Raw genomic sequence first — 18173 nt, 5'->3', positions numbered from 1 at the left:
CGGGTTTCCCTCTCCCTCCGGGCGAGCAGACCGCGGGACCCCGGTGCACCGGGACGATTCCGACCTCGGGACACCGGACGGTCCCGGTCGCCGGGAGCCCCGGAGCGGACGCCAGTCGAGCCGAGTGGCACGTCACAGCCGTGGCGTCGAGGTAGGGGAGGCCATGCGCTTTCGCGGGAAGACCATCCGCCGGAAGATCGTGGCGCTGCTCTTGGTGCCCCTGTTGGCACTGGTCTCCATGTGGGGAATGGTCACCCACCAGATGGTGGGCGACGCCAAGCAGATCCTGGACGTGCGGGAGACCGTCGACGAGCTGAGCCGCCCGATCGAGCAGACCGTGCGCGCGGTGCAGTTGGAGCGACGCCAGGCGCTGGTCTACCTCGCGGATCCGCGCCGCTCGGACGCCCTGCCCCGGTTCCAGCGGGAGCAGCGGGCCAGCGACCAGGCCGCCATGGACCTGCGCGAGAGCGCCCGAGCCGTCCGGGGGAAGCTCTCCGCCGGGTCCCGCGAGCGCCTGGACGGCGTCCTGCGGAACATCGACGGACTGGAGTCGCTGCGCGGGAAGGTCGAGGGCAACACCGTCTCCCGCCCGCACGCCTCCACCGGCTACGACGGCGTCATCGAGCCCTCCTACGAGCTGCTCAGCCGGATACCCGCCCTGGACCACGCCACCCTGGACAAGGAGGCCCGGGCGATCGCCGGGCTGATGCGCGCGCGGGAGCTGCTGGCGCGCGAGGACGCGCTGATGGCCGCCTCGCTCGCCGCGGGACGCATGACGCAGGGCGATTTCCAGTCCTTCTCCGACCGGATCGCCGAGCGCCGCATCACCTACCGGCAGAGCTTCGAGGCGCTGCCCGACTCCGAGGCCAAGCGCTACGGCGAGTACTGGCAGGGCCCCGACGGCCGGACGCTGACCTCCTTCGAGGACGAGGCACTGCGGGCGGGACCGGACGAAGCCGTCCGGGTGCTGAACGCGGACCGCTGGGACTCGGCGACGGCCTCCGCCCTCCTGGACCTGGAAGAGCTGGACCGGGCCGCGAACGACACCTACGACGACCGGGTGGACCCGGTGGCCCGCTGGGTGTTCCTGCGCGCCGGGGTCGCGGCCTTCGTCGGACTGCTGGCGGTCCTGGCCACCATCGTCATCTCCTTCCGGGTCGGCCGCGGGCTGGTGCGCGATCTGCGGGCGCTGCGCAAGGAGGCCACGGAGGCCTCCGGGGTCCGACTGCCCAGCGTGCAGCGGCGGTTGGCCGCCGGCGAGCAGATCGACGTGGAGACCGAGGCGCCGCGGCTGGAGTACGGCGACGACGAGATCGGCCAGGTCGGCCACGCGCTCAACACCCTTCAGCGTGCGGCGGTGGAGGGAGCGGTGCGCCAGGCGGACATGCGCCGCGGGGTCTCGGAGGTCTTCGTCAACCTCGCCCGCCGCAGCCAGGTCCTGCTGCACCGCCAGCTCACCCTGCTGGACACGATGGAGCGCCGGACCGAGGACTCCGACGAGCTGGCCGACCTCTTCCGGCTCGACCACCTCACCACCAGGATGCGCCGCCACGCGGAGGGCCTGGTGATCCTCTCCGGCGCGGCTCCCTCGCGCCAGTGGCGCAAACCGGTGCAGCTGATGGACGTGGTGCGCGCGGCCGTCGCCGAGGTGGAGGACTACGAGCGCATCGAGGTGCGCAGGCTGGAGCGCCTGGCGGTGGACGGGCCGGCGGTCGCCGACCTGACCCATCTGGTGGCCGAACTCCTGGAGAACGCCACGGTCTTCTCGCCGCCGCACACCGGTGTGCAGGTGATGGGCGAGCGCGTCTCCAACGGCTTCACGCTGGAGATCCACGACCGCGGTCTGGGCATGACGCCCGACGCGCTGCTGGAGGCGAACCTCAGGCTTGCCGAGACACCCGAGTTCGAGCTCTCCGACACCGACCGCCTGGGGCTGTTCGTCGTCTCCCGGCTTGCACAGCGCCAGGGCGTGCGCGTCTCGCTCCAGCCCTCGCCCTACGGCGGCACCACCGCGGTGGTGCTGATCCCCGGCGCGATCCTCAACGAGTCGACCGACGCACCGGGGGAGGCGCTGGAGACCGGACGCGAGGACGGGCGCGGAGCCAGCCCCGCGCTCGCACAGCGGCTCGCGCTCGGCAGGCGGCCCGCGGGGAGCGGCCCCTCGGGCCCGCCGCAGCTGGGCGCCTCCGAGCCGCCCGCGCCGCGGCGCACCGGCCGCCCGGTCGAACTGGACGCCGCGCTCGAGGAGTTGGACGAGCCGGAGGATTCACTCGGCCGACTCTTCCGGGGCGGTGGCGAGCACGAACGTCCCCGCGGCGACCAGCAGTCCGGTGCCGAGGACACCGAGCGCGACGGCGGTGCGCGGCCCGTCCACCACGACGGCCCTCTCCCGCTGCCGCGCCGGCGGCCCGGGAACCACGGCGGCCCCGTCCTCGTCTCCGACCACGGGCGGACCGTCGGCGAACACCGGCCCAGGGAGGAGGCCGCAGACGACGACCCGGCCGTGCCGAGTCCTGACGCGGGACCGTCCGGCGAGGGCGCCGTCGCCGCGGGCCGGTCCGAGGCGGACAAGTCCGGCCGGACAGCGCCCGAGACGGTGGACGGACTGCCCAGACGAGTGCGGCAGGCGAGCCTGGCGCCGCAGTTGAAGACTCCGGCCGAGGCCCTCAGGGCCCTGCGCCGGGGCAGCGAGGGGCGCGAGGGAAGCCGGGAGGGCGAGGCGGAGGCCGAGCGTGACCCGGACGAGATCCGCAGCCGTATGGCGTCGCTGCAACGTGGCTGGCAACGTGGCCGCCAGCACAATGACGGAAGCACACCGGAGGGAAACGGGCGATGACCGTACCGAATGCCGCCAATGACAGCGCGTATGCCGAAGGCCCCGGCGGTTCGGGCGAGTTGAACTGGCTGCTGGACGACCTGGTCGACCGGGTCGGCAGCATCCGCAAGGTGCTCGTGCTCTCCGGCGACGGTCTGCCGAGGGGCGGTTCGCGCGATCTCTCGCGCGAGGACGGCGAGCACCTGGCCGCGGTGGCCTCCGGCTTCCACAGCCTCGCCAAGGGCGTGGGCCGCCACTTCGAGGCCGGCAGCGTGCGCCAGACCGTGGTGGAGCTGGACGGGGCGTTCCTCTTCGTCACCGCGGCGGGGGACGGCAGCTGCCTGGCGGTCCTGGCGGAGGCGGAGTCCGACATCGGCCAGATCGCCTACGAGATGACACTGCTGGTCAAGCGCGTCGGCGCCCATCTGGCGACCGCGCCCCGCACCGACAATCCCGGCGGAGGGTGAGCGGGGCGCATGACCGAGCGATGGTTCGACGACGCCGCCGGGCCCGTGGTACGGCCGTACGCGATGACGCGCGGCCGTACCCGCGGAGCCAGTGACGAGCCGCTCGACCTGATCGCGCTGGTCCTGGCGGACGACGAGCGGCCCACCGCGCCGGCAGCCGCGGAGCCCGGGGAGTCCGCGGAGCCCGGGTCCGAGGGCGCCGGCGGCCGGATGACCCGGGCCCGGGCCGAGGAACGGCTCCAGCACGAGCACCGCCTCGTGCCCGAACATCTGGACATCCTGCGGCTGTGCCGCGAGGAGTTGATCTCGGTGGCCGAGTTGGCGGCCGCCCTCGACCTTCCGGTGGGCGTGGTCCGAGTGCTGCTCGAGGACCTGCTGGAGGTCGAACTGGTACGGGTGACCCGGCCCGTCCCGCCCGCCGAGCTGCCGGACGAGTCCGTGCTGCGAGAAGTGATCAGCGGCCTGCGGGCGCTGTAGGGACCCCTCTTCGGCGGTGGTCGCCGCCCCTGTGTGCAGAAGCCTCGATTTTCCTCACCCTGATGACAAACAACACTGTTCGTGGATCGGTTAGCCTCCGATCATGCCCCGATCACATGTGAAGGACCTCACCGGACGGAACGTCTTCGTCACCGGCGCGGCCAGCGGTATCGGACGAGCCACCGCACTGCTCGCCGCCGAGCGCGGCGCGCGGATGCACCTCACGGACCTCCAGGCCGACCGCCTCCTGGAGGTGGCCGACGAGATCGTGGCGCGGGGCGGCTGCGTCCCCTTCGCCGAACCCGCCGACCTCGCCGACTGCGCCGCCGTCCGCGAGCTCGCGGACCGGCTCACCTCCCGGCACGGCTCGATGGACGTGGTGATGAACATCGCCGGCGTCTCGACCTGGGGCACGGTCAGTTCGCTGGAGCACCACCACTGGCGACGGATGGTTGACGTCAACCTGATGGGGCCCATCCACATCATCGAGTACCTGCTGCCGGCGATGGTCGACGGCGGTCGCGGCGGCCATCTGGTCAACGTCTCCTCCGCCGCCGGGCTGCTCGGACTGCCCTGGCACGCGGCGTACAGCGCGGCCAAGTTCGGACTGCGAGGGGTGAGCGAGGTGCTCCGCTTCGACCTGCGACGGCACCGGATCGGCGTCAGCCTGGTCTGCCCGGGCGCGGTCGACACCCCGCTCACCGAGACCGTCGACATCGTCGGGGCGGACACGAGCGCACCCGCCTTCCGCCGGTTGCAGGCCCGCTTCCGCAGGCGGGCGGCCAGGCCCGAGGAGGTCGCCGAGGCGATACTCGAAGGCATACGCACCGGCCGCTACCTGGTGCACACCTCGCGCGAGATCCGTCTGCTGCACTTCCTCCAGCGCGTACTGCCGCCGCTCTACGCGCTGGTGATGCGCGTGCTCAACGGGCTCGCGCACCGGGCGCTGCCCGCGGTCGCCGAGGCGCGGGCCAGCACCGCACGAACCCCGCAGGGGCCGGCCCCCGACCGGGCCGCCGAGCCTGAAGGGCCGGCCCTTCGCACCGGGAGGGCGGACCGTTGAGCCGCCCGCGCATCGCACCCGGCAACCGGCGCCAAGTCGGCCTGGCGGCCTGGATGTTCAGCCGCGCCGCCGGACGGGTGGCCGGCACCCGGCCCCCGCACCTCTTCCTCACCCTGGCGCGCAACAGGCGGCTCTTCCTGGGGTGGCTGCACTTCGCCGGCCGCCTGATGCCCGGGGGCGGGCTGCCCCGGCGCGAGACCGAACTGGTCATCCTGCGAGTGGCCCATGTCCGCGCCTGCGCCTACGAGTTCACCCATCACGTACGTCTGGGCCGCCGGGCCGGCGTCACCGCGGCGGATGTGGAGCGGGTCACGCAGGGGCCGGAAGCATCCGGTTGGTCCGCGCGCGAACGTACGCTACTGGCCTGTGCCGACGCCCTGTTGGCCGACGGCGACCTGGACGACGTGGCGTGGGCGTCGCTGCGCAGCCACCTCAGCGAACCGCTCGCACTGGAGTACCTGCTGCTGGTGGGGCACTATTCAATGCTCGCCACCACCATCACCACACTCCGTCTCCAGCCCGACCGCCCCCGCCCCCGACTCCGCCGCCAACTCCGCCGCCGAACCGCACGACCAGCCGCCGACGTCCGCGACCAGACCGGGACACGATGACCAGCACCAACCCCCTGCCCAGAGGCCGCCACAAGCTCTCCCGCGAGTTCGTGGCGGCGACCCAGCGCGAACGCATGCTGCTCGCCTGCGCCCAGGCCATGTCCGAGAAGGGGTACGCGGGCACCCCCGTCGCCGCGATCCTCGAACGCGCAGGAGTCTCCAGGGAAACCTTCTACCAGCAGTTCGGCTCCAAGCAGGACTGCTTTCTGGCGACCCTGGACAGGGCGTCGGCCCTCTTCGTCGAACGCCTCTCCGCGGCGCTGGGCGAAGTCGAGCTGACTCCGGACCTCTTCCCGGACTTCCTCGGCATCTACCTGGACACCATCGCCGACGAGCCCGATCTCGCCCGCGTCTTCCTGGTCGAGTCCTATGCGGCCGGACCCGAGGCGATCGCCCACCGTGCGGCGCTCCAGCACCGTTTCGTCGACGCGCTGGCGCTGCTCTACGGGGAGGCGGCCGAGCGGTTCGCGCTGGAGGTGCTGGTCGCCGCGGTCGGGGCCAAGGTCTCGGCGCTGCTGCTGGAGGGCGATGTCGAGGCGATCCGCGAGCTGCACGGCCCGTTCGTCGCCGTCGCCGGTCGACTCTTCGACTCGCCGCCCGGCGCCGGGAGTTGAGACACGGCGTACGCGGTGACCACCGGCCCCGAGGCGCCGGTGGTGCGTCACCCCTCGCGCGCCACGCCCGAACCGGGCCGAACGGCTGAAACACGACGTCCCGCCCCGCGAGCGGCACGACCGGCGCCCCGCCGGTCACTGCACGTTCCGCTGCGGCTACAGTCCCTGTCTACAACGACGGCCGGCAGTACGGCACACCGGCGGAACGCGCAGCGCACGACCCCGTCCGCCCGCCGCGCGGACCCGAGGAGCGGGAGGAGATGACATGGTTTTCGGGCGCGGAGGACGAGCCCGCAACAACGCTCCCGACCCGGTCGCCCTGAAGGTGCTCGTCGCGGGCGGATTCGGCGTCGGCAAGACCACGTTCGTCGGCGCGGTCAGCGAGATCAAGCCACTTCGGACCGAGGAGACCCTCACCGAGGCGAGCGTCCCGTACGACAACACCACCGGGGTGGAGCGCAAGACCACCACCACGGTCGCGATGGACTTCGGCCGCATCACGCTCAGCGACAGCCTGGTGCTCTACCTCTTCGGCACCCCCGGACAGGACCGCTTCTGGTTCCTGTGGGACGAGTTGGCGCAGGGCGCGCTCGGCGCCGTGGTGCTCGCGGACACCCGCAGACTCGAGGACTGCTTCGCCGCCATCGACTACTTCGAGCGCCGCGCCATCCCCTTCACCGTGGCGGTCAACTGCTTCGACGGGGCCCAGAGCTACCCGGAGGAGACCGTGCGCGCGGCGCTCGACCTGGACGCCGGAGTTCCGCTGCTGCTGTGCGACGCCCGGCGACGCGAGTCCGCCCGCGACGTACTGATTTCGGTGGTCGAACACGCGATGCGCACCGCTGCCGCCCGCCAGTCCGCGCCTCGCTGACCCCGCCGCCCCGCCGCGACCGGCTGTCGCGGACCCGGCCTCGCAGCGCGCCCGGGGCCCTGCCCGCGGACGGACGGGGCGTACGCCCGCGCGGTGCGCTCGCCCCGCGCCGCGGACCGGGCCGGCGTCTCACTCCTCCAGCCAGCCGAAGCTGCGCTCCACCGCCTTGCGCCAGTGCCGGTACTCGCGGTCCCTGGTCTCGGCGTCCATCTGCGGGCTCCACTCGGCGTCCCGCTTCCAGTGCGTGCGCAGCTCGTCCAGATCCGACCAGACACCGGTGGCCAGACCGGCCGCGTACGCCGCGCCCAGACAGGTCGTCTCCGCGATCACCGGGCGGATCACGGGCACGTCCAGCACGTCTGCCTGGTGCTGCATCAGCAGGTTGTTGGCGGTCATGCCGCCGTCCACCTTCAGCGTGGTGATCTCCACGCCGGAATCCTGGTACATGGCGTCCACGACCTCGCGCGTCTGCCAGCTGGTCGCCTCCAGCACCGCCCTGGCCAGATGGGCCTTGGTGACGTAGCGCGTCAGCCCGGTCACCACGCCGCGGGCGTCGGACTTCCAGTACGGCGCGAAGAGTCCGGAGAAGGCCGGCACGATGTACGCCCCGCCGTTGTCCTCCACGCTCGCCGCCAGCGGCTCGATGTCCGCCGCCGTCCCGATGATGCCGAGCTGGTCGCGGAACCACTGCACCAGCGCCCCGGTGATCGCGATCGACCCTTCCAGGCAGTAGACCGGGGCCTCTCCCGCCAGCTGGTACCCCATGGTGGTGAGCAGACCGCTCTGCGAGGCGACGGGCCGCTCGCCGGTGTTGAGCAGCAGGAACGAACCGGTCCCGTAGGTGTTCTTGGCCTCGCCCACGCCGTAGCAGGTCTGTCCGAAGACCGCGGCCTGCTGGTCGCCGAGCGCCGAGGCCACCGGTACCCCGTCGAGCTGCCCGACGGCCGTCCCGTACACCTCGGAGGAGCTGCGGATCTCCGGCAGCAGCGAGGGGGGAATGCGCATCGCGCCCAGAATCTCCGGGTCCCACTGGAGGGTCCGCAGATCCATCAGCATCGTGCGGCCCGCGTTGGTCACGTCGGTGACGTGTCGGCCGCCCTCGACGCCGCCGGTGAGGTTCCAGATCAACCAGCTGTCCATGGTGCCGAAGGCCAGCTCGCCGCGCTCGGCGCGCTCGCGCAGCCCGGGGACGTTGTCCAGCAGCCAGGTCACCTTGGGTCCGGAGAAGTAGCTCGCGAGCGGCAGACCGGTGGTCGAGCGGAAGCGGTCCTGCCCGATGTGACCGCCGAGCTCGGTGCAGAGCTGGGCGGTCCGGGTGTCCTGCCAGACGATGGCGTTGTGCACCGGCTGACCGGTGGCGCGGTCCCACAGCAGCGTGGTCTCGCGCTGGTTGGTGATGCCCAGCGCGGTCAGCCCGTCCGCGCGCAGCCCGGCCTTCGCCAGTGCGCCGGCGACCACCGCCTGGGTCTTCGCCCAGATCTCGGTGGCGTCGTGCTCCACCCAGCCGGGCTGCGGAAATATCTGCTCGTGCTCCTTCTGGTCGACGGCGACCACCGCGCCGTCGTCGCTGAAGATCATGCAGCGGCTGGAAGTGGTGCCCTGGTCGATCGCGGCGACGTACCTCGTGGTGCTGCTCATGCTCGATCCCCCTGTCAGAAGGCGAGTTGGAAGATCCCCGCGCCGACCAGGGCGCCCAGGATCGGGCCGACCACGGGGATCCAGGAGTAACCCCAGTCGGAGGTGCCCTTGTTCGGGATCGGCAGCAGATGGTGTGCGATACGGGGGCCGAGGTCGCGGGCCGGGTTGATCGCGTACCCCGTCGGACCGCCCAGGGACAGGCCGATGCCGACGACCAGCAGCGAGACGATCAGCGTCTGGGTGCCGTGCTCGCCCAGGCCCTCGGTCATGCCGAACGCCAGCAGCGGGAGGATCAGCGCCGCGGTGGCGATGGCCTCGGTGGTCACGTTGGCCGCGGTGTTGCGCACCTCGGGAATGGTGGCGAAGTTGCCCAGCGTGCCCTGCGCCTTGTCCTCGTCGCCGTTGGCGCGGAACTGCGAGTAGTACACCAGCCAGGCCAGTACGGCGCCGATGATCGCCCCGATCATCTGGGAGACGATGTAGAGCGGCAGCTTCGCCCAGTTGCCGTCGTCGGTGGTGGCGATGGCGACGGAGACGGCCGGGTTGATGTGGCCGCCGGAGAGCGGGCCGGCCGTGTAGGCGCCGGCGAGCACGCCGAAGCCCCAGCCGAACGCGATGACGACCCAGCCGGCCGCCCTTGCCTTGGAATGGTGGAGGTTGACCGCGGCGCACACACCCACGCCGAACAGCACCAGAATCGCCGTTCCGATGATCTCGCCGACGAAAATATCGCCGTTGGGAAAGTCCATTGCGACTCCTCGTACGTGCCCTCGCCCGGGCCGCGCGGGCCGGGCCTCCTGCGGCTGCGTGCTCCCGTCCCGGCCCACGGAGGGCGGAGCACCCGCAGCGCGGGGCGCCCGCCCGGCCTCGAGATCGGGCGTACGTACCTGTCGCCGGAATCGTCCGCCTGCGGCCGTGCACCGCTGTGCGGTCAGGGAAAGCGCGGGCGGAGATCCGTTCGATCCCGGCAGTGTTCACCGCTGCTGAGAGGCCGTCAAGGATGTCCGCGACCACCGATGCAGCTGCTGTCGAACCCGCGGGCACCCCCTGTGCTCGCGGCGCCGACCGCCGAACTGCGCACACCTCGGCGGCCCACGCGTACAGTCTCGCCCGACCACCGCGCACCTGCATGCCGAGCCGCCCGCGGCCCTCGTCGCGCCCGGCTCCCGCGTGTTTTGTGCGCCCCGACGGGGGCCTTGCGCGGTCAGCGCCGTCCGGCCAGCTCCTCGCGTGCCACCGGGAAGTCGAACCACCGGTCCGGGAACGTCTCCGGCCGGTGGGTGAAGTGCCACCACTCCTCGGGCAGGTTGACGAAACCTTCGCGCTCCAGCAGCCGGCGCAGCCACTGTCGGTTCGCCCGCTGCTTGCCGACGATCTCGGGATGGTCGGTGTGGGACAGCACGTCGAAGCAGTCGTAGCCGGTGCCCATGTCCAGCGAGCCGTCGCCGCCCCGGTCCGCCGACCCCGTGCCGCACGGGCCCGGGCCGCCGGGCCGCCCCGGCCGCGCGCCGTACCCGGGCACCAGCGTGAGGTCCACCGTCGACCCGCGGCTGTGGCCGGAGCGCTCGGCGATGTACCCGTCCGGGATCAGCCGCTCCTTGTCCACCCGGGGGTAGAACTCCTGCTTCATCCGGATGTCGGAGGGGTCCTTCGCCCACCGCACGAAGCGGTCCACCGAACGCTGGGGCCGGTAGCAGTCGTAGACCTTCAGGCTGTGCCCCGCGGCCAGCGCCGCCCGCTGCGCCCGGCGCAGCGCCAGGGCGGTGTCCCGGGTCAGCAGGCACTGCGCCTCGCGGTAGCCGGGGATCGGCTCGCCGACGAAGTTGTGGGACCCGGCGTAGCGGATCTCCTGGAGGATCGAGGGGGCGACCGACTCCAGCGCGGTGAACTCCGCGGGAGCCCGCCGCTCGCCGTCGGGTACGGAACCGGGGGAGCGGGCCGTGCCGGAGGAGGGGCGGGCCGACGCGTCGACGGAGTCGGGCCGGTCAGGAGTGCCGACCGGCTCAGGGACGCTGCTCCGGTCAGAGGCGCCGACCGGCTCAGGGGCGCCGACCGGAGCGGGTGAACCGTCCGGAGCGGCGGCAGCGGCCGTCGAGGCGGCGAGGACCAGCAGGCAGACAGCACTGTGTCGCATGCCCCTCCCAACGACGCCGGTGCCGCCGCGGTCACCCTCGCCCCTCCGGCGGCTGTACCCCCGTCCCGCCGGCTACGCGCCCCGCCCGCGCACCCGGACGGGCAGCTCGGGCGCCCGACCGTCCTCCCGCGTGACGACCGGCTCCCCGTCCCGCACCGCGACCGCGTATCTGCGAAGCGTGCCGGCCGCCGTCCCGTCACCGGTCGGCTGCCCTTCCGGGCCGGTCGGCTGCCCTCCCGGGCCGGTCGGCTGCTTGGGCACCGTGCGCAGCCCGCCGCCGGTACGTCCCGCTGCGGGGGCCCACACCTCCAGCGCCACGCCGCCGTCGGGCTCCGCCACCGGCACCACCGCGCCGGCCCGGACCAGTACCGGCAGTCGGGTCGCGGGCGCGGCGACCGTCACCGTCCCCGGCCCGTACCGGACCTCGCCGGTGGCGGTGTCGTACCAGGCGCCGCGCGGCAGCCGCACCCGCCGCTCCCGGACGCCCGGCTCGCACACCGGCGCCACCAGGAACGCGTCACCCAGCAGGAAGTCCACCTCCCGGGCCGTCCGCAGCCCGCGGTCGGCCGGCGTGTGCCACCACAGCGGCCGTACCGGCGGCGCGCCGCTGACCGACGCCACCTGCGCCAGGGTGGCCAGATACGGCAGCAGCCGCTCCCGCCGCGCGACGGCCGCAACCAGCCCGTCCGCCTCCCGCCGGTCGCTCGGCCAGCGCGGCACCCCCGCAGACTCGGCGAAGGTGCGGAACAGCGGCAGCCAGGCGCCGAGTTGGAACCACCGCTGCCCCAGCTCCGTCGACAGCTCCTCCCGCACGTCCACCCCGGCGAACGGCACCCCGCACAGACCCAGCCCCAGCACCGTCGAGACCGCGGCCCGCATCCCCTCCCAGCCCTCGGGAACCCGCGCGCACACCCCGCCGTAGCGGTGCGAGCCGGCCCACGCGCCGTCGGAGAACGACCAGAGCCCCGCCTCGCCCCCGTACTCGTGAGTGGCACGGGCCATCGCCAGCGGCAGCTCGTGGTGCGCCTCGCGCAGCTCGCCTCCGCGCCCCTCCCGCGTGAGCCGCGACCGGGGCGGCAGCCCACCGCGAGCTTCCGGCCCCGCCGCCCGCGCGCCGAACGGGCGCAGCCAGTACGCGCTCGCGCCCCGCGCACACAGCGGCAGATACGACTCGCCCCACCATTTGCGCGCGCCCGGGTCGGTGAAGTCGGGGACGACCGCACGTCCCTCGGGGCCCGCCACGACCGCCGGCCGGGCGGTCCCGTCCGCGGCCGGCACGAAGACCTCCGCGGCCAGCCCGGACTCGTAGAACTCCGCACCCGGGCGCAGCGGAACCCGCGAGTCCACGCCCCGTACGAGCCGCACCCCCGGCAACTCGTCCCCGCCGCCCGCTCGTTCACCGCTGCCGCTGCCTGCCGGTGGGCCGTCCGAGCCTGCCGGTGGGCCGTCCGAACCCGCCAGATGCAGTCCGCTCAGCGGTACGCCGCGCTCGCGGAAGGCGGCGACCAGCGAGGGCAGTTCGCCGGCTTCCCCGCGCCCGACGGCGTGCTGGTACCCCAGCGCCCACACCGGAGGAACGGCTGCGGCTCCGGTCAGCGCGCGCCAGCCGCGCAGCGCCCGTGCCGGCGGGCCCGGCAGCACCCAGTAGCGCGCCGTACCGCCCGACAGGCGCAGCAGGCACCGGCCCGGCCGGTCGTGCCCGGATCCCTCGCCCGTGGTGCCGTGCCGCAGCGTCAACTCCCCGTCTCCGCCGACATCGTGGAAGACCAGGTGCGAACCCGCGTCCGCCACGACCAGCTGGACGGGCAGGGCGAGCGGCGAAGGTCCGCCCGGCCCGTCGACCACCTCCTCGCCCACCTGCCACAGCCGGTACCCGCCGTCCGGCAGCCCGGGGCCCGCCGCCCGGCCGCCGAGGCCGAACACATCGGCGTCGGAGGTCAGCACCGATCGCTGGACGACACGGCCGTCAGCCGCCCGGTCCGAGCTCTCCCACCAGCGCGGCGGCAGGTCCCGTCGCAGCAGCAGACCGCCCGGCGTACGTATCTCCACCGCGCCGTACTGCGCCACCACCACCGACACCCGCTCCGAGACGACTCGCCATCCGCCCGCCGCGTGCGGCTCCAGCGTGACTCTGGCGTCCACCGGCGGACAACCGACCTCCGGCACCGCACTGGACGGCGCCGGCTCGGCGCCGTCCCAGCCGAGGAAGACCGCGCCGCCCGTCGCCACCCGCACGCGCAGCGACGAACGCGCGAACCGCACCACACCGCCGCCCGGCTCCGGCTCCACCCGCTCCAGCAGCCCCGGCACCCTGGCCCGCCCGGCGTCCGGAGACCGACGCGCTGCGCCCGGGCGCAGCCTCCACCACCGGCCGAGGGCGGCCCGCGGCCCGCCCGCCGTGCCGGCCCCTCGTACTGCCCGCACCAGGTCCCCTGCGTTCATGCTGCTCAGCCTGCCACCGTCCCGGGCGCGACCCGGTACCAGTTCAACTCCTGTTCACCGCACGAGCGTTCGGAGTTCGGTCCGGCACGCGCATCCGCGGCCCGTACATGTGGCGCGGCAACCCCGTGGCCGTGCCCGCCATGTGTGGCGGACCACCCTGGCGGCGCGGACGATCACATGGCATCGTCCCCTGCGAACCCCGCGTCACGCGCACACCCTCGCCCGTGCGCGGAGCACGCACACGACGCGTAGAGCCGGAGCCGCAATGACCGCAGCGCAGCAGCCAGAACCCCTGTGGAAACCGGGGGCCGACCGGATCGAGCAGGCCCGGCTGACCCGCTTCCACGACTGGGCAGTCGACCGCCACGGCGCGCCGGCGCGCAGCGCGGACGACCCGCAGGGGAGTTACGCGGCGCTGCACCGCTGGTCGGTCGAGGAGCTGGAGACGTTCTGGGAGTCGATCGTCGAGTGGTTCGACGTACGTTTCGACACCCCGCCCACCGCGGTCCTCGCCGGCCGCGGAATGCCCGGCGCCTCCTGGTTCCCCGGCGCCACGCTCAACTACGCCGAGCACGCCCTGCGCTCCGCCCTCGACCCCGCGCGCGCCGACACCCCGGCGCTGCTCCACGTCGACGAGGAGCAGCGTCCCGAGCCCGTCGACTGGGCCGAACTCCGCCGCCAGGTGGGCTCGTTGGCCGCCGAGCTGCGCCGCCTCGGCGTACGTCCGGGCGACCGCGTCTGCGGGTACGTCCCCAACATTCCGCAGGCGGTCACCGCGTTCCTGGCCGCAGCCACCGTCGGCGCCGTGTGGACCTCCACCGCCCCCGACTTCGGCGCCCGCAGCGTGCTCGACCGGTTCCAGCAGGTGGAGCCCGTCGTCCTGTTCACCGTCGACGGCTACCGGTACGGGGGGAAGACCCACGACCGTACGCAGACCGTGGCCGAGCTGCGCGAGGGTCTGCCCACCCTGCGCGCGACGGTCCACATCCCGCTGCTCGGCACCGCCGCGCCCGAGGGCGCCCTGGAGTGGGCGGACCTCACCGCCGCCGACACCGAACCCGTCTTCGAGCAGGTCGCCTTCGACCACCCGCTGTGGGTGCTCTACTCCTCCGGCACGACCGGTCTACCCAAGGCGATCGTCCAGTCCCAGGGCGGCATCCTCCTGGAGCACCTCAAGCAGATCGGCCTGCACTGCGATCTGGGCCCCGGCGACCGCTTCTTCTGGTTCACCTCCACCGGCTGGATGATGTGGAACTTCCTCGTCTCCGGCCTCCTGACGGGCACCACCGTGGTGCTCTACGACGGCAGCCCCGGCTATCCGGGCACCGACGCCCAGTGGCGTATCGCCGAGCTCACCGGCGCCCACCTCTACGGCACCTCCGCCGCGTACGTCATGGCCTGCCGCAAGGCCGAGGCCCGCCCGGCACGCGACTTCGACCTCTCCGCGCTGCGCTGCGTGGCGACCACCGGCTCCCCGCTGCCGCCCGACGGCTTCCGCTGGCTGCACGAGGAGGTCGCCGAGGACCTGTGGATCGCCTCGGTCAGCGGCGGCACCGACGTCTGCAGCTGCTTCGCCGGCGCCGTACCCACGCTCCCGGTGCACACCGGGGAGCTGCAGGCGCCCTGTCTGGGCACCGATCTGCGCTCCTACGACCCGCAGGGACGACCGGTGGTCGACGAGGTGGGGGAGCTGGTCGTCACCAACCCCATGCCCTCCATGCCGGTCCGCTTCTGGAACGACCCCGGCGACGCCCGCTACCGCGAGAGCTACTTCGAGATGTATCCGGGCGTCTGGCGCCACGGGGACTGGATCACCCTCACCTCGCGCGGGTCCGTCGTCATCCACGGCCGCTCCGACTCCACCCTCAACCGCCAGGGCGTACGCATGGGTTCGGCCGACATCTACGAGGTCGTCGAGCGCCTCCCGGAGATCAAGGAGTCCCTGGTCATCGGAGTGGAGGAGGCCGAGGGCGGCTACTGGATGCCGCTGTTCGTCCAACTAGCCCCCGGCGCCGCCCTCGACGACGAACTGCGCGACCGGGTACGGGCGGCCCTGCGCGCCGAGCTCTCCCCGCGCCATGTGCCCGACGAGATCATCGAGATCGCCGCCGTACCGCACACCCTCACCGGGAAGCGCCTCGAAGTGCCCGTCAAACGCCTGCTGCAGGGCACCGCACTGGAGAAGGCCGTCAACCCCGGCTCCGTCGACAACGTCGAACTCCTGCGCTTCTACGAGGAGTTGGGCAGCACCCGCGCAGCGCGGACAGACCGGGCGCGCCAGTAGAAAGCGGCGACCGAACGGAAAGCGGGGCCGGCCCCCCCCGGACTGGGGAAGGCCGGCCCCGCTTGCGCCTCGGCGCTCGTTCACTCCCCGGACAGCACCGCCTGCGCCGCGGCCCGGGCCTCAGGCGCACTCTCCGCGGCCCGCGCGGCGGCAGCGGCGCGCTCGCACTGCGCCAGAGTGTGCTTGGCCAACGTCGCCCGCACATAGGGGATCGCCGCGGCCCCCATCGACAGGCTCGTCACTCCCAGACCGGTCAGCACACAGGCGAGCAGCGGGTCCGCCGCCGCCTCGCCGCACACCCCGCAGCTCTTGCCCTCGGCCACGGCCGCCTCGGTCGAGAGCGCGACCAGGTCCAGCAGCGCGGGCTGCCAGGGGTCCTGCAGCCGGGACAGGGCACCGACCTGACGATCGGCGGCGAAGGTGTACTGCGCCAGGTCGTTGGTGCCCAGCGAGAGGAACTCCACCTCCTGCAGCACCGAACGCGCCCGAAGAGCGGCCGAGGGGATCTCCACCATCGCACCGAACTTCGCGCGCAGCCCCACCTCCCGGCAGGCGTCGGCGAAGGCCCTCGCATCCGCCCGGTCGGCGACCATCGGGGCCATCACCTCGAGATAGACCGGCAGCCCCTCCGCCGCCGCGGACAGCGCGGACAGCTGGGTGCGCAGCACCTCGGGATGGTCGAGCAGCGTACGCAGACCGCGCACCCCGAGCGCCGGGTTGGGCTCGTCGGCCGGTGTCAGGAAGTCCAGCGGCTTGTCCGCGCCCGCGTCCAGCACCCGTACGACCACCCGCCCCTGCGGAAACGCCTCCAGCACCTTCCGGTAGACCTCGGTCTGCCGCTCGGCGGAAGGCGCCCGACTGCTGTCGTCCAGGAAGAGGAACTCCGTGCGGAACAGGCCCACCCCTTCCGCGCCCGCCTCCACCGCGGCCTCGACGTCGTCCGGTCCGCCGATGTTCGCCAGCAGCGGCACCTTGTGTCCGTCGGAGGTGGCGCCCGGCCCGCTCGCCGCGGCCAGCGCGGCCCTGCGCTCCTCGGCGGCGCGGGTGAGCGCGGTCCGCTCGGCCTCGTCGGGGTTGACGATGATCTCGCCGGTGCTGCCGTCCACCGCGACGACGGTCTCCTCGGGGAGGTCGGCCGCACCCGGCAGCGCCACCACAGCCGGCACGCCCAGGGCCCGCGCCAGGATCGCGCTGTGGCTGGTCGGCCCGCCCTCGGCGGTGACGAAACCCAGCACCAGCGAGGTGTCGAGCAACGCCGTGTCCGCGGGCGCCAGATCGCGCGCGATCAGTACGAAGGGGTCGTCGCTGTCCGGAACACCCGGCATCGGCACGCCGAGCAGCCGCGCCACGATCCGGTTGCGCACATCGTCCAGATCCGCGACCCGACCGGCGAAGTACTCGCCCGCGCCCGCCAGGAGCGCGCGGTAGGAGGCGAAAGCGTCGTAGACGGCCCGCTCCGCGCTGCTTCCCACGGTGATGCGCCGGTCGACGTCCGAGAGCAGCTCGGGGTCCTGCGCCATCAACGCCTGGGCCTCCAGGACGGCTTGAGCCTCACCGCCCGCGAGGTTGCCCCTGGCGTTGAGGTCCGCCGCGACGGCATCCACCGCCTGCCGGGCGCGCTGCTGCTCGCGCGGCGCCTCCTGCGCGGCGATCTGCTTCGCCGGGGGCTCCAGCACGGCCGTACCCATGTGCCGCACCTGCCCGATCGCCACACCGTGGCTGACTCCGACGCCTCGAAGCTTTGCGTCCATCTCACCCGTCCCCGGTTGTCGCGGCCCTCGTGGGTACCGCGTCGTCTGGCTCCACCACGCTGTGGAATGTGTGCACTAGCTCCAACGGAAGAGCAGGTCCCCACTGTCCACGTCGGTGTCCTGCTCGAGGTCGACCAGTGCTTCGGCCGTCGCCTCCAGCGCGACCACCGGGCTCACCGCGGACTTGCCGGCGCGCTCGACCTCGGCCGGGTTCCACCGAACCACCGGAGTACCGCGTGTGACGGTGTCGCCCTTGGCGGCCAGCAGTTCGAAGCCCTCGCCGTGCAGCTTGACGGTGTCGATGCCCAGATGCGTCAGCACCCCGTGGCCCTCGCCGTCCACCACCACGAAGGCGTGCGGGTGGAGGGAAACGATGACGCCGTCGACCGGAGCCACTGCCTCGGTCGGCTCCCGCACCGGGTCGATCGCCGTCCCCGGGCCTACCATCGCACCCGAGAACACGGGGTCGGGAACCGCCGCCAAGCCGATGACACGGCCGGGCAGCGGGGACGTCACAGTGGTCATGGAGCCTCCCGGCGAAGAGCGGTGCACAGGGGGTACCGCGTCGTTGGCCGCCGTACCGTTTGAGAAGCCTAAGTCATAGGAACGTATGATTCCGGTTCGATGGACCACCGGTCCGAACACCGGTGCCCGGCAAGCGATTTGCCTCGTGTCCGGGCCCGCTGTACTGTCGTGTGCCTGCCCAGCGCCAAGCGCGGCAGCTTCTGACTGAATCATTCAGTTCTCCTTCCCAGTGGAAGTGCTTTTCGTATGCCTTCACGGCTGCGCCGAGTACCGGATTCTGAGAAAACGAGAACAGCTGATAATGTCGGAGACACCGAAGGGAAGCCCGGAGGAAAGCCCGAGAGATTGGGTGAGTACAAAGGAAGCGTCCGTTCCTTGAGAACTCAACAGTGTGCCAAAAGTCAACGCCAGATATGTTGATACCCCGTCCCCGCATCATGTGGGAGACGTGGTTCTTTTGAGAGATACACAGCGAGGACGC

At 72.8% G+C, this 18173-nt stretch carries 14 protein-coding genes; 8 read left to right on the top strand and 6 right to left on the bottom strand.

Annotated elements, in window-relative coordinates; genetic code table 11:
- The first annotated feature begins 163 nt into the window (after window positions 1–163).
- From MTQ01_RS16950 to MTQ01_RS16920, 7 genes are all read left to right on the top strand, one after another.
- On the top strand, window positions 164–2836 hold the full coding sequence (locus tag MTQ01_RS16950; RefSeq protein WP_247491350.1) for a nitrate- and nitrite sensing domain-containing protein: 2673 nt from the start codon (window positions 164–166) through the stop codon (window positions 2834–2836).
- A complete protein-coding gene (locus tag MTQ01_RS16945; protein ID WP_211039643.1) occupies window positions 2833–3282 on the top strand; it encodes a roadblock/LC7 domain-containing protein in 450 nt (149 codons plus the stop codon). Before MTQ01_RS16950 ends, MTQ01_RS16945 begins: the two co-directional genes overlap by 4 nt.
- Window positions 3283–3291: 9 nt before the next feature.
- Window positions 3292–3759 carry a DUF742 domain-containing protein gene (locus MTQ01_RS16940; RefSeq protein ID WP_247491348.1) on the top strand — a complete coding sequence of 156 codons (468 nt, stop codon included), beginning with the start codon at window positions 3292–3294 and terminating at the stop codon, window positions 3757–3759.
- Between the two features lie 103 nt (window positions 3760–3862).
- Window positions 3863–4822 (top strand): SDR family oxidoreductase, encoded by a 960-nt coding sequence (locus tag MTQ01_RS16935; RefSeq protein WP_247491346.1) that lies wholly within the window; start codon window positions 3863–3865, stop codon window positions 4820–4822.
- On the top strand, window positions 4819–5433 hold the full coding sequence (locus tag MTQ01_RS16930; RefSeq protein ID WP_247491344.1) for a carboxymuconolactone decarboxylase family protein: 615 nt from the start codon (window positions 4819–4821) through the stop codon (window positions 5431–5433). The genes MTQ01_RS16935 and MTQ01_RS16930 overlap by 4 nt, the downstream gene beginning before the upstream one ends.
- Window positions 5430–6047 (top strand): TetR/AcrR family transcriptional regulator, encoded by a 618-nt coding sequence (locus tag MTQ01_RS16925; protein WP_247491342.1) that lies wholly within the window; start codon window positions 5430–5432, stop codon window positions 6045–6047. The genes MTQ01_RS16930 and MTQ01_RS16925 overlap by 4 nt, the downstream gene beginning before the upstream one ends.
- 265 nt (window positions 6048–6312) lie before the next feature.
- Window positions 6313–6918, top strand: a complete 606-nt coding sequence (locus tag MTQ01_RS16920) for an ATP/GTP-binding protein (protein ID WP_247491340.1) — start codon at window positions 6313–6315, stop codon at window positions 6916–6918.
- Between the two features lie 129 nt (window positions 6919–7047).
- On the opposite strand, the gene glpK is transcribed toward MTQ01_RS16920, so the two are convergent.
- The 4 genes from glpK to MTQ01_RS16900 all read right to left on the bottom strand — a co-directional run bounded on the left by glpK (window position 7048) and on the right by MTQ01_RS16900 (window position 13132).
- On the bottom strand, window positions 7048–8556 hold the full coding sequence (gene glpK, locus MTQ01_RS16915; protein WP_247491338.1) for a glycerol kinase GlpK: 1509 nt from the start codon (window positions 8554–8556) through the stop codon (window positions 7048–7050).
- A 14-nt stretch (window positions 8557–8570) separates the two neighbouring features.
- Entirely contained in the window at window positions 8571–9305 is a 735-nt protein-coding gene (locus MTQ01_RS16910) for an MIP/aquaporin family protein (protein WP_247491335.1), read from the bottom strand.
- 455 nt (window positions 9306–9760) lie between these two features.
- Complete coding sequence (locus tag MTQ01_RS16905) at window positions 9761–10690, bottom strand: M15 family metallopeptidase (RefSeq protein ID WP_247491334.1); 930 nt, start codon at window positions 10688–10690, stop codon at window positions 9761–9763.
- A 72-nt stretch (window positions 10691–10762) separates the two neighbouring features.
- Window positions 10763–13132 (bottom strand): glycoside hydrolase family 31 protein, encoded by a 2370-nt coding sequence (locus tag MTQ01_RS16900; protein ID WP_247491332.1) that lies wholly within the window; start codon window positions 13130–13132, stop codon window positions 10763–10765.
- A gap of 265 nt (window positions 13133–13397) precedes the next feature.
- Here MTQ01_RS16900 and MTQ01_RS16895 point away from each other — a divergent pair, with 265 nt between their 5' ends.
- Window positions 13398–15416, top strand: coding sequence for an acetoacetate--CoA ligase (locus MTQ01_RS16895; protein WP_247491330.1), 2019 nt, complete (start codon window positions 13398–13400; stop codon window positions 15414–15416).
- An 80-nt stretch (window positions 15417–15496) separates the two neighbouring features.
- Here MTQ01_RS16895 and ptsP read toward each other — a convergent pair whose 3' ends face one another.
- Both ptsP and MTQ01_RS16885 read right to left on the bottom strand, forming a co-directional pair.
- On the bottom strand, window positions 15497–17167 hold the full coding sequence (gene ptsP, locus MTQ01_RS16890) for a phosphoenolpyruvate--protein phosphotransferase (RefSeq protein ID WP_247491328.1): 1671 nt from the start codon (window positions 17165–17167) through the stop codon (window positions 15497–15499).
- A 75-nt stretch (window positions 17168–17242) separates the two neighbouring features.
- The gene (locus MTQ01_RS16885) at window positions 17243–17692 is read right to left on the bottom strand and encodes a PTS glucose transporter subunit IIA (RefSeq protein WP_247491326.1); all 450 of its coding nucleotides are present in this window, start codon (window positions 17690–17692) and stop codon (window positions 17243–17245) included.
- Between the last annotated feature and the right edge of the window lie 481 nt (window positions 17693–18173).

The sequence above is a fragment of the Streptomyces sp. XM4193 genome (assembly GCF_023072595.1).
In the GTDB taxonomy this organism is placed as follows: Bacteria; Actinomycetota; Actinomycetes; order Streptomycetales; family Streptomycetaceae; genus Streptomyces.
The sequence above is the reverse complement of the archived record's forward strand: the minus strand, read 5'-3'. Positions and strand labels throughout refer to the sequence as shown.

Bases quoted from the DNA above. Each gene is read 5' to 3' on its own strand.
- MTQ01_RS16950 (WP_247491350.1), top strand. From the start codon at position 164: ATGCGCTTTCGCGGGAAGACCATCCGCCGGAAGATCGTGGCGCTGCTC.
- MTQ01_RS16945 (WP_211039643.1), top strand. From the start codon at position 2,833: ATGACCGTACCGAATGCCGCCAATGACAGCGCGTATGCCGAAGGCCCC.
- MTQ01_RS16940 (WP_247491348.1), top strand. From the start codon at position 3,292: ATGACCGAGCGATGGTTCGACGACGCCGCCGGGCCCGTGGTACGGCCG.
- MTQ01_RS16935 (WP_247491346.1), top strand. From the start codon at position 3,863: ATGCCCCGATCACATGTGAAGGACCTCACCGGACGGAACGTCTTCGTC.
- MTQ01_RS16925 (WP_247491342.1), top strand. From the start codon at position 5,430: ATGACCAGCACCAACCCCCTGCCCAGAGGCCGCCACAAGCTCTCCCGC.
- MTQ01_RS16920 (WP_247491340.1), top strand. From the start codon at position 6,313: ATGGTTTTCGGGCGCGGAGGACGAGCCCGCAACAACGCTCCCGACCCG.
- glpK (WP_247491338.1), bottom strand. From the start codon at position 8,556: ATGAGCAGCACCACGAGGTACGTCGCCGCGATCGACCAGGGCACCACT.
- MTQ01_RS16910 (WP_247491335.1), bottom strand. From the start codon at position 9,305: ATGGACTTTCCCAACGGCGATATTTTCGTCGGCGAGATCATCGGAACG.
- MTQ01_RS16905 (WP_247491334.1), bottom strand. From the start codon at position 10,690: ATGCGACACAGTGCTGTCTGCCTGCTGGTCCTCGCCGCCTCGACGGCC.
- MTQ01_RS16900 (WP_247491332.1), bottom strand. From the start codon at position 13,132: ATGAACGCAGGGGACCTGGTGCGGGCAGTACGAGGGGCCGGCACGGCG.
- MTQ01_RS16895 (WP_247491330.1), top strand. From the start codon at position 13,398: ATGACCGCAGCGCAGCAGCCAGAACCCCTGTGGAAACCGGGGGCCGAC.
- ptsP (WP_247491328.1), bottom strand. From the start codon at position 17,167: ATGGACGCAAAGCTTCGAGGCGTCGGAGTCAGCCACGGTGTGGCGATC.
- MTQ01_RS16885 (WP_247491326.1), bottom strand. From the start codon at position 17,692: ATGACCACTGTGACGTCCCCGCTGCCCGGCCGTGTCATCGGCTTGGCG.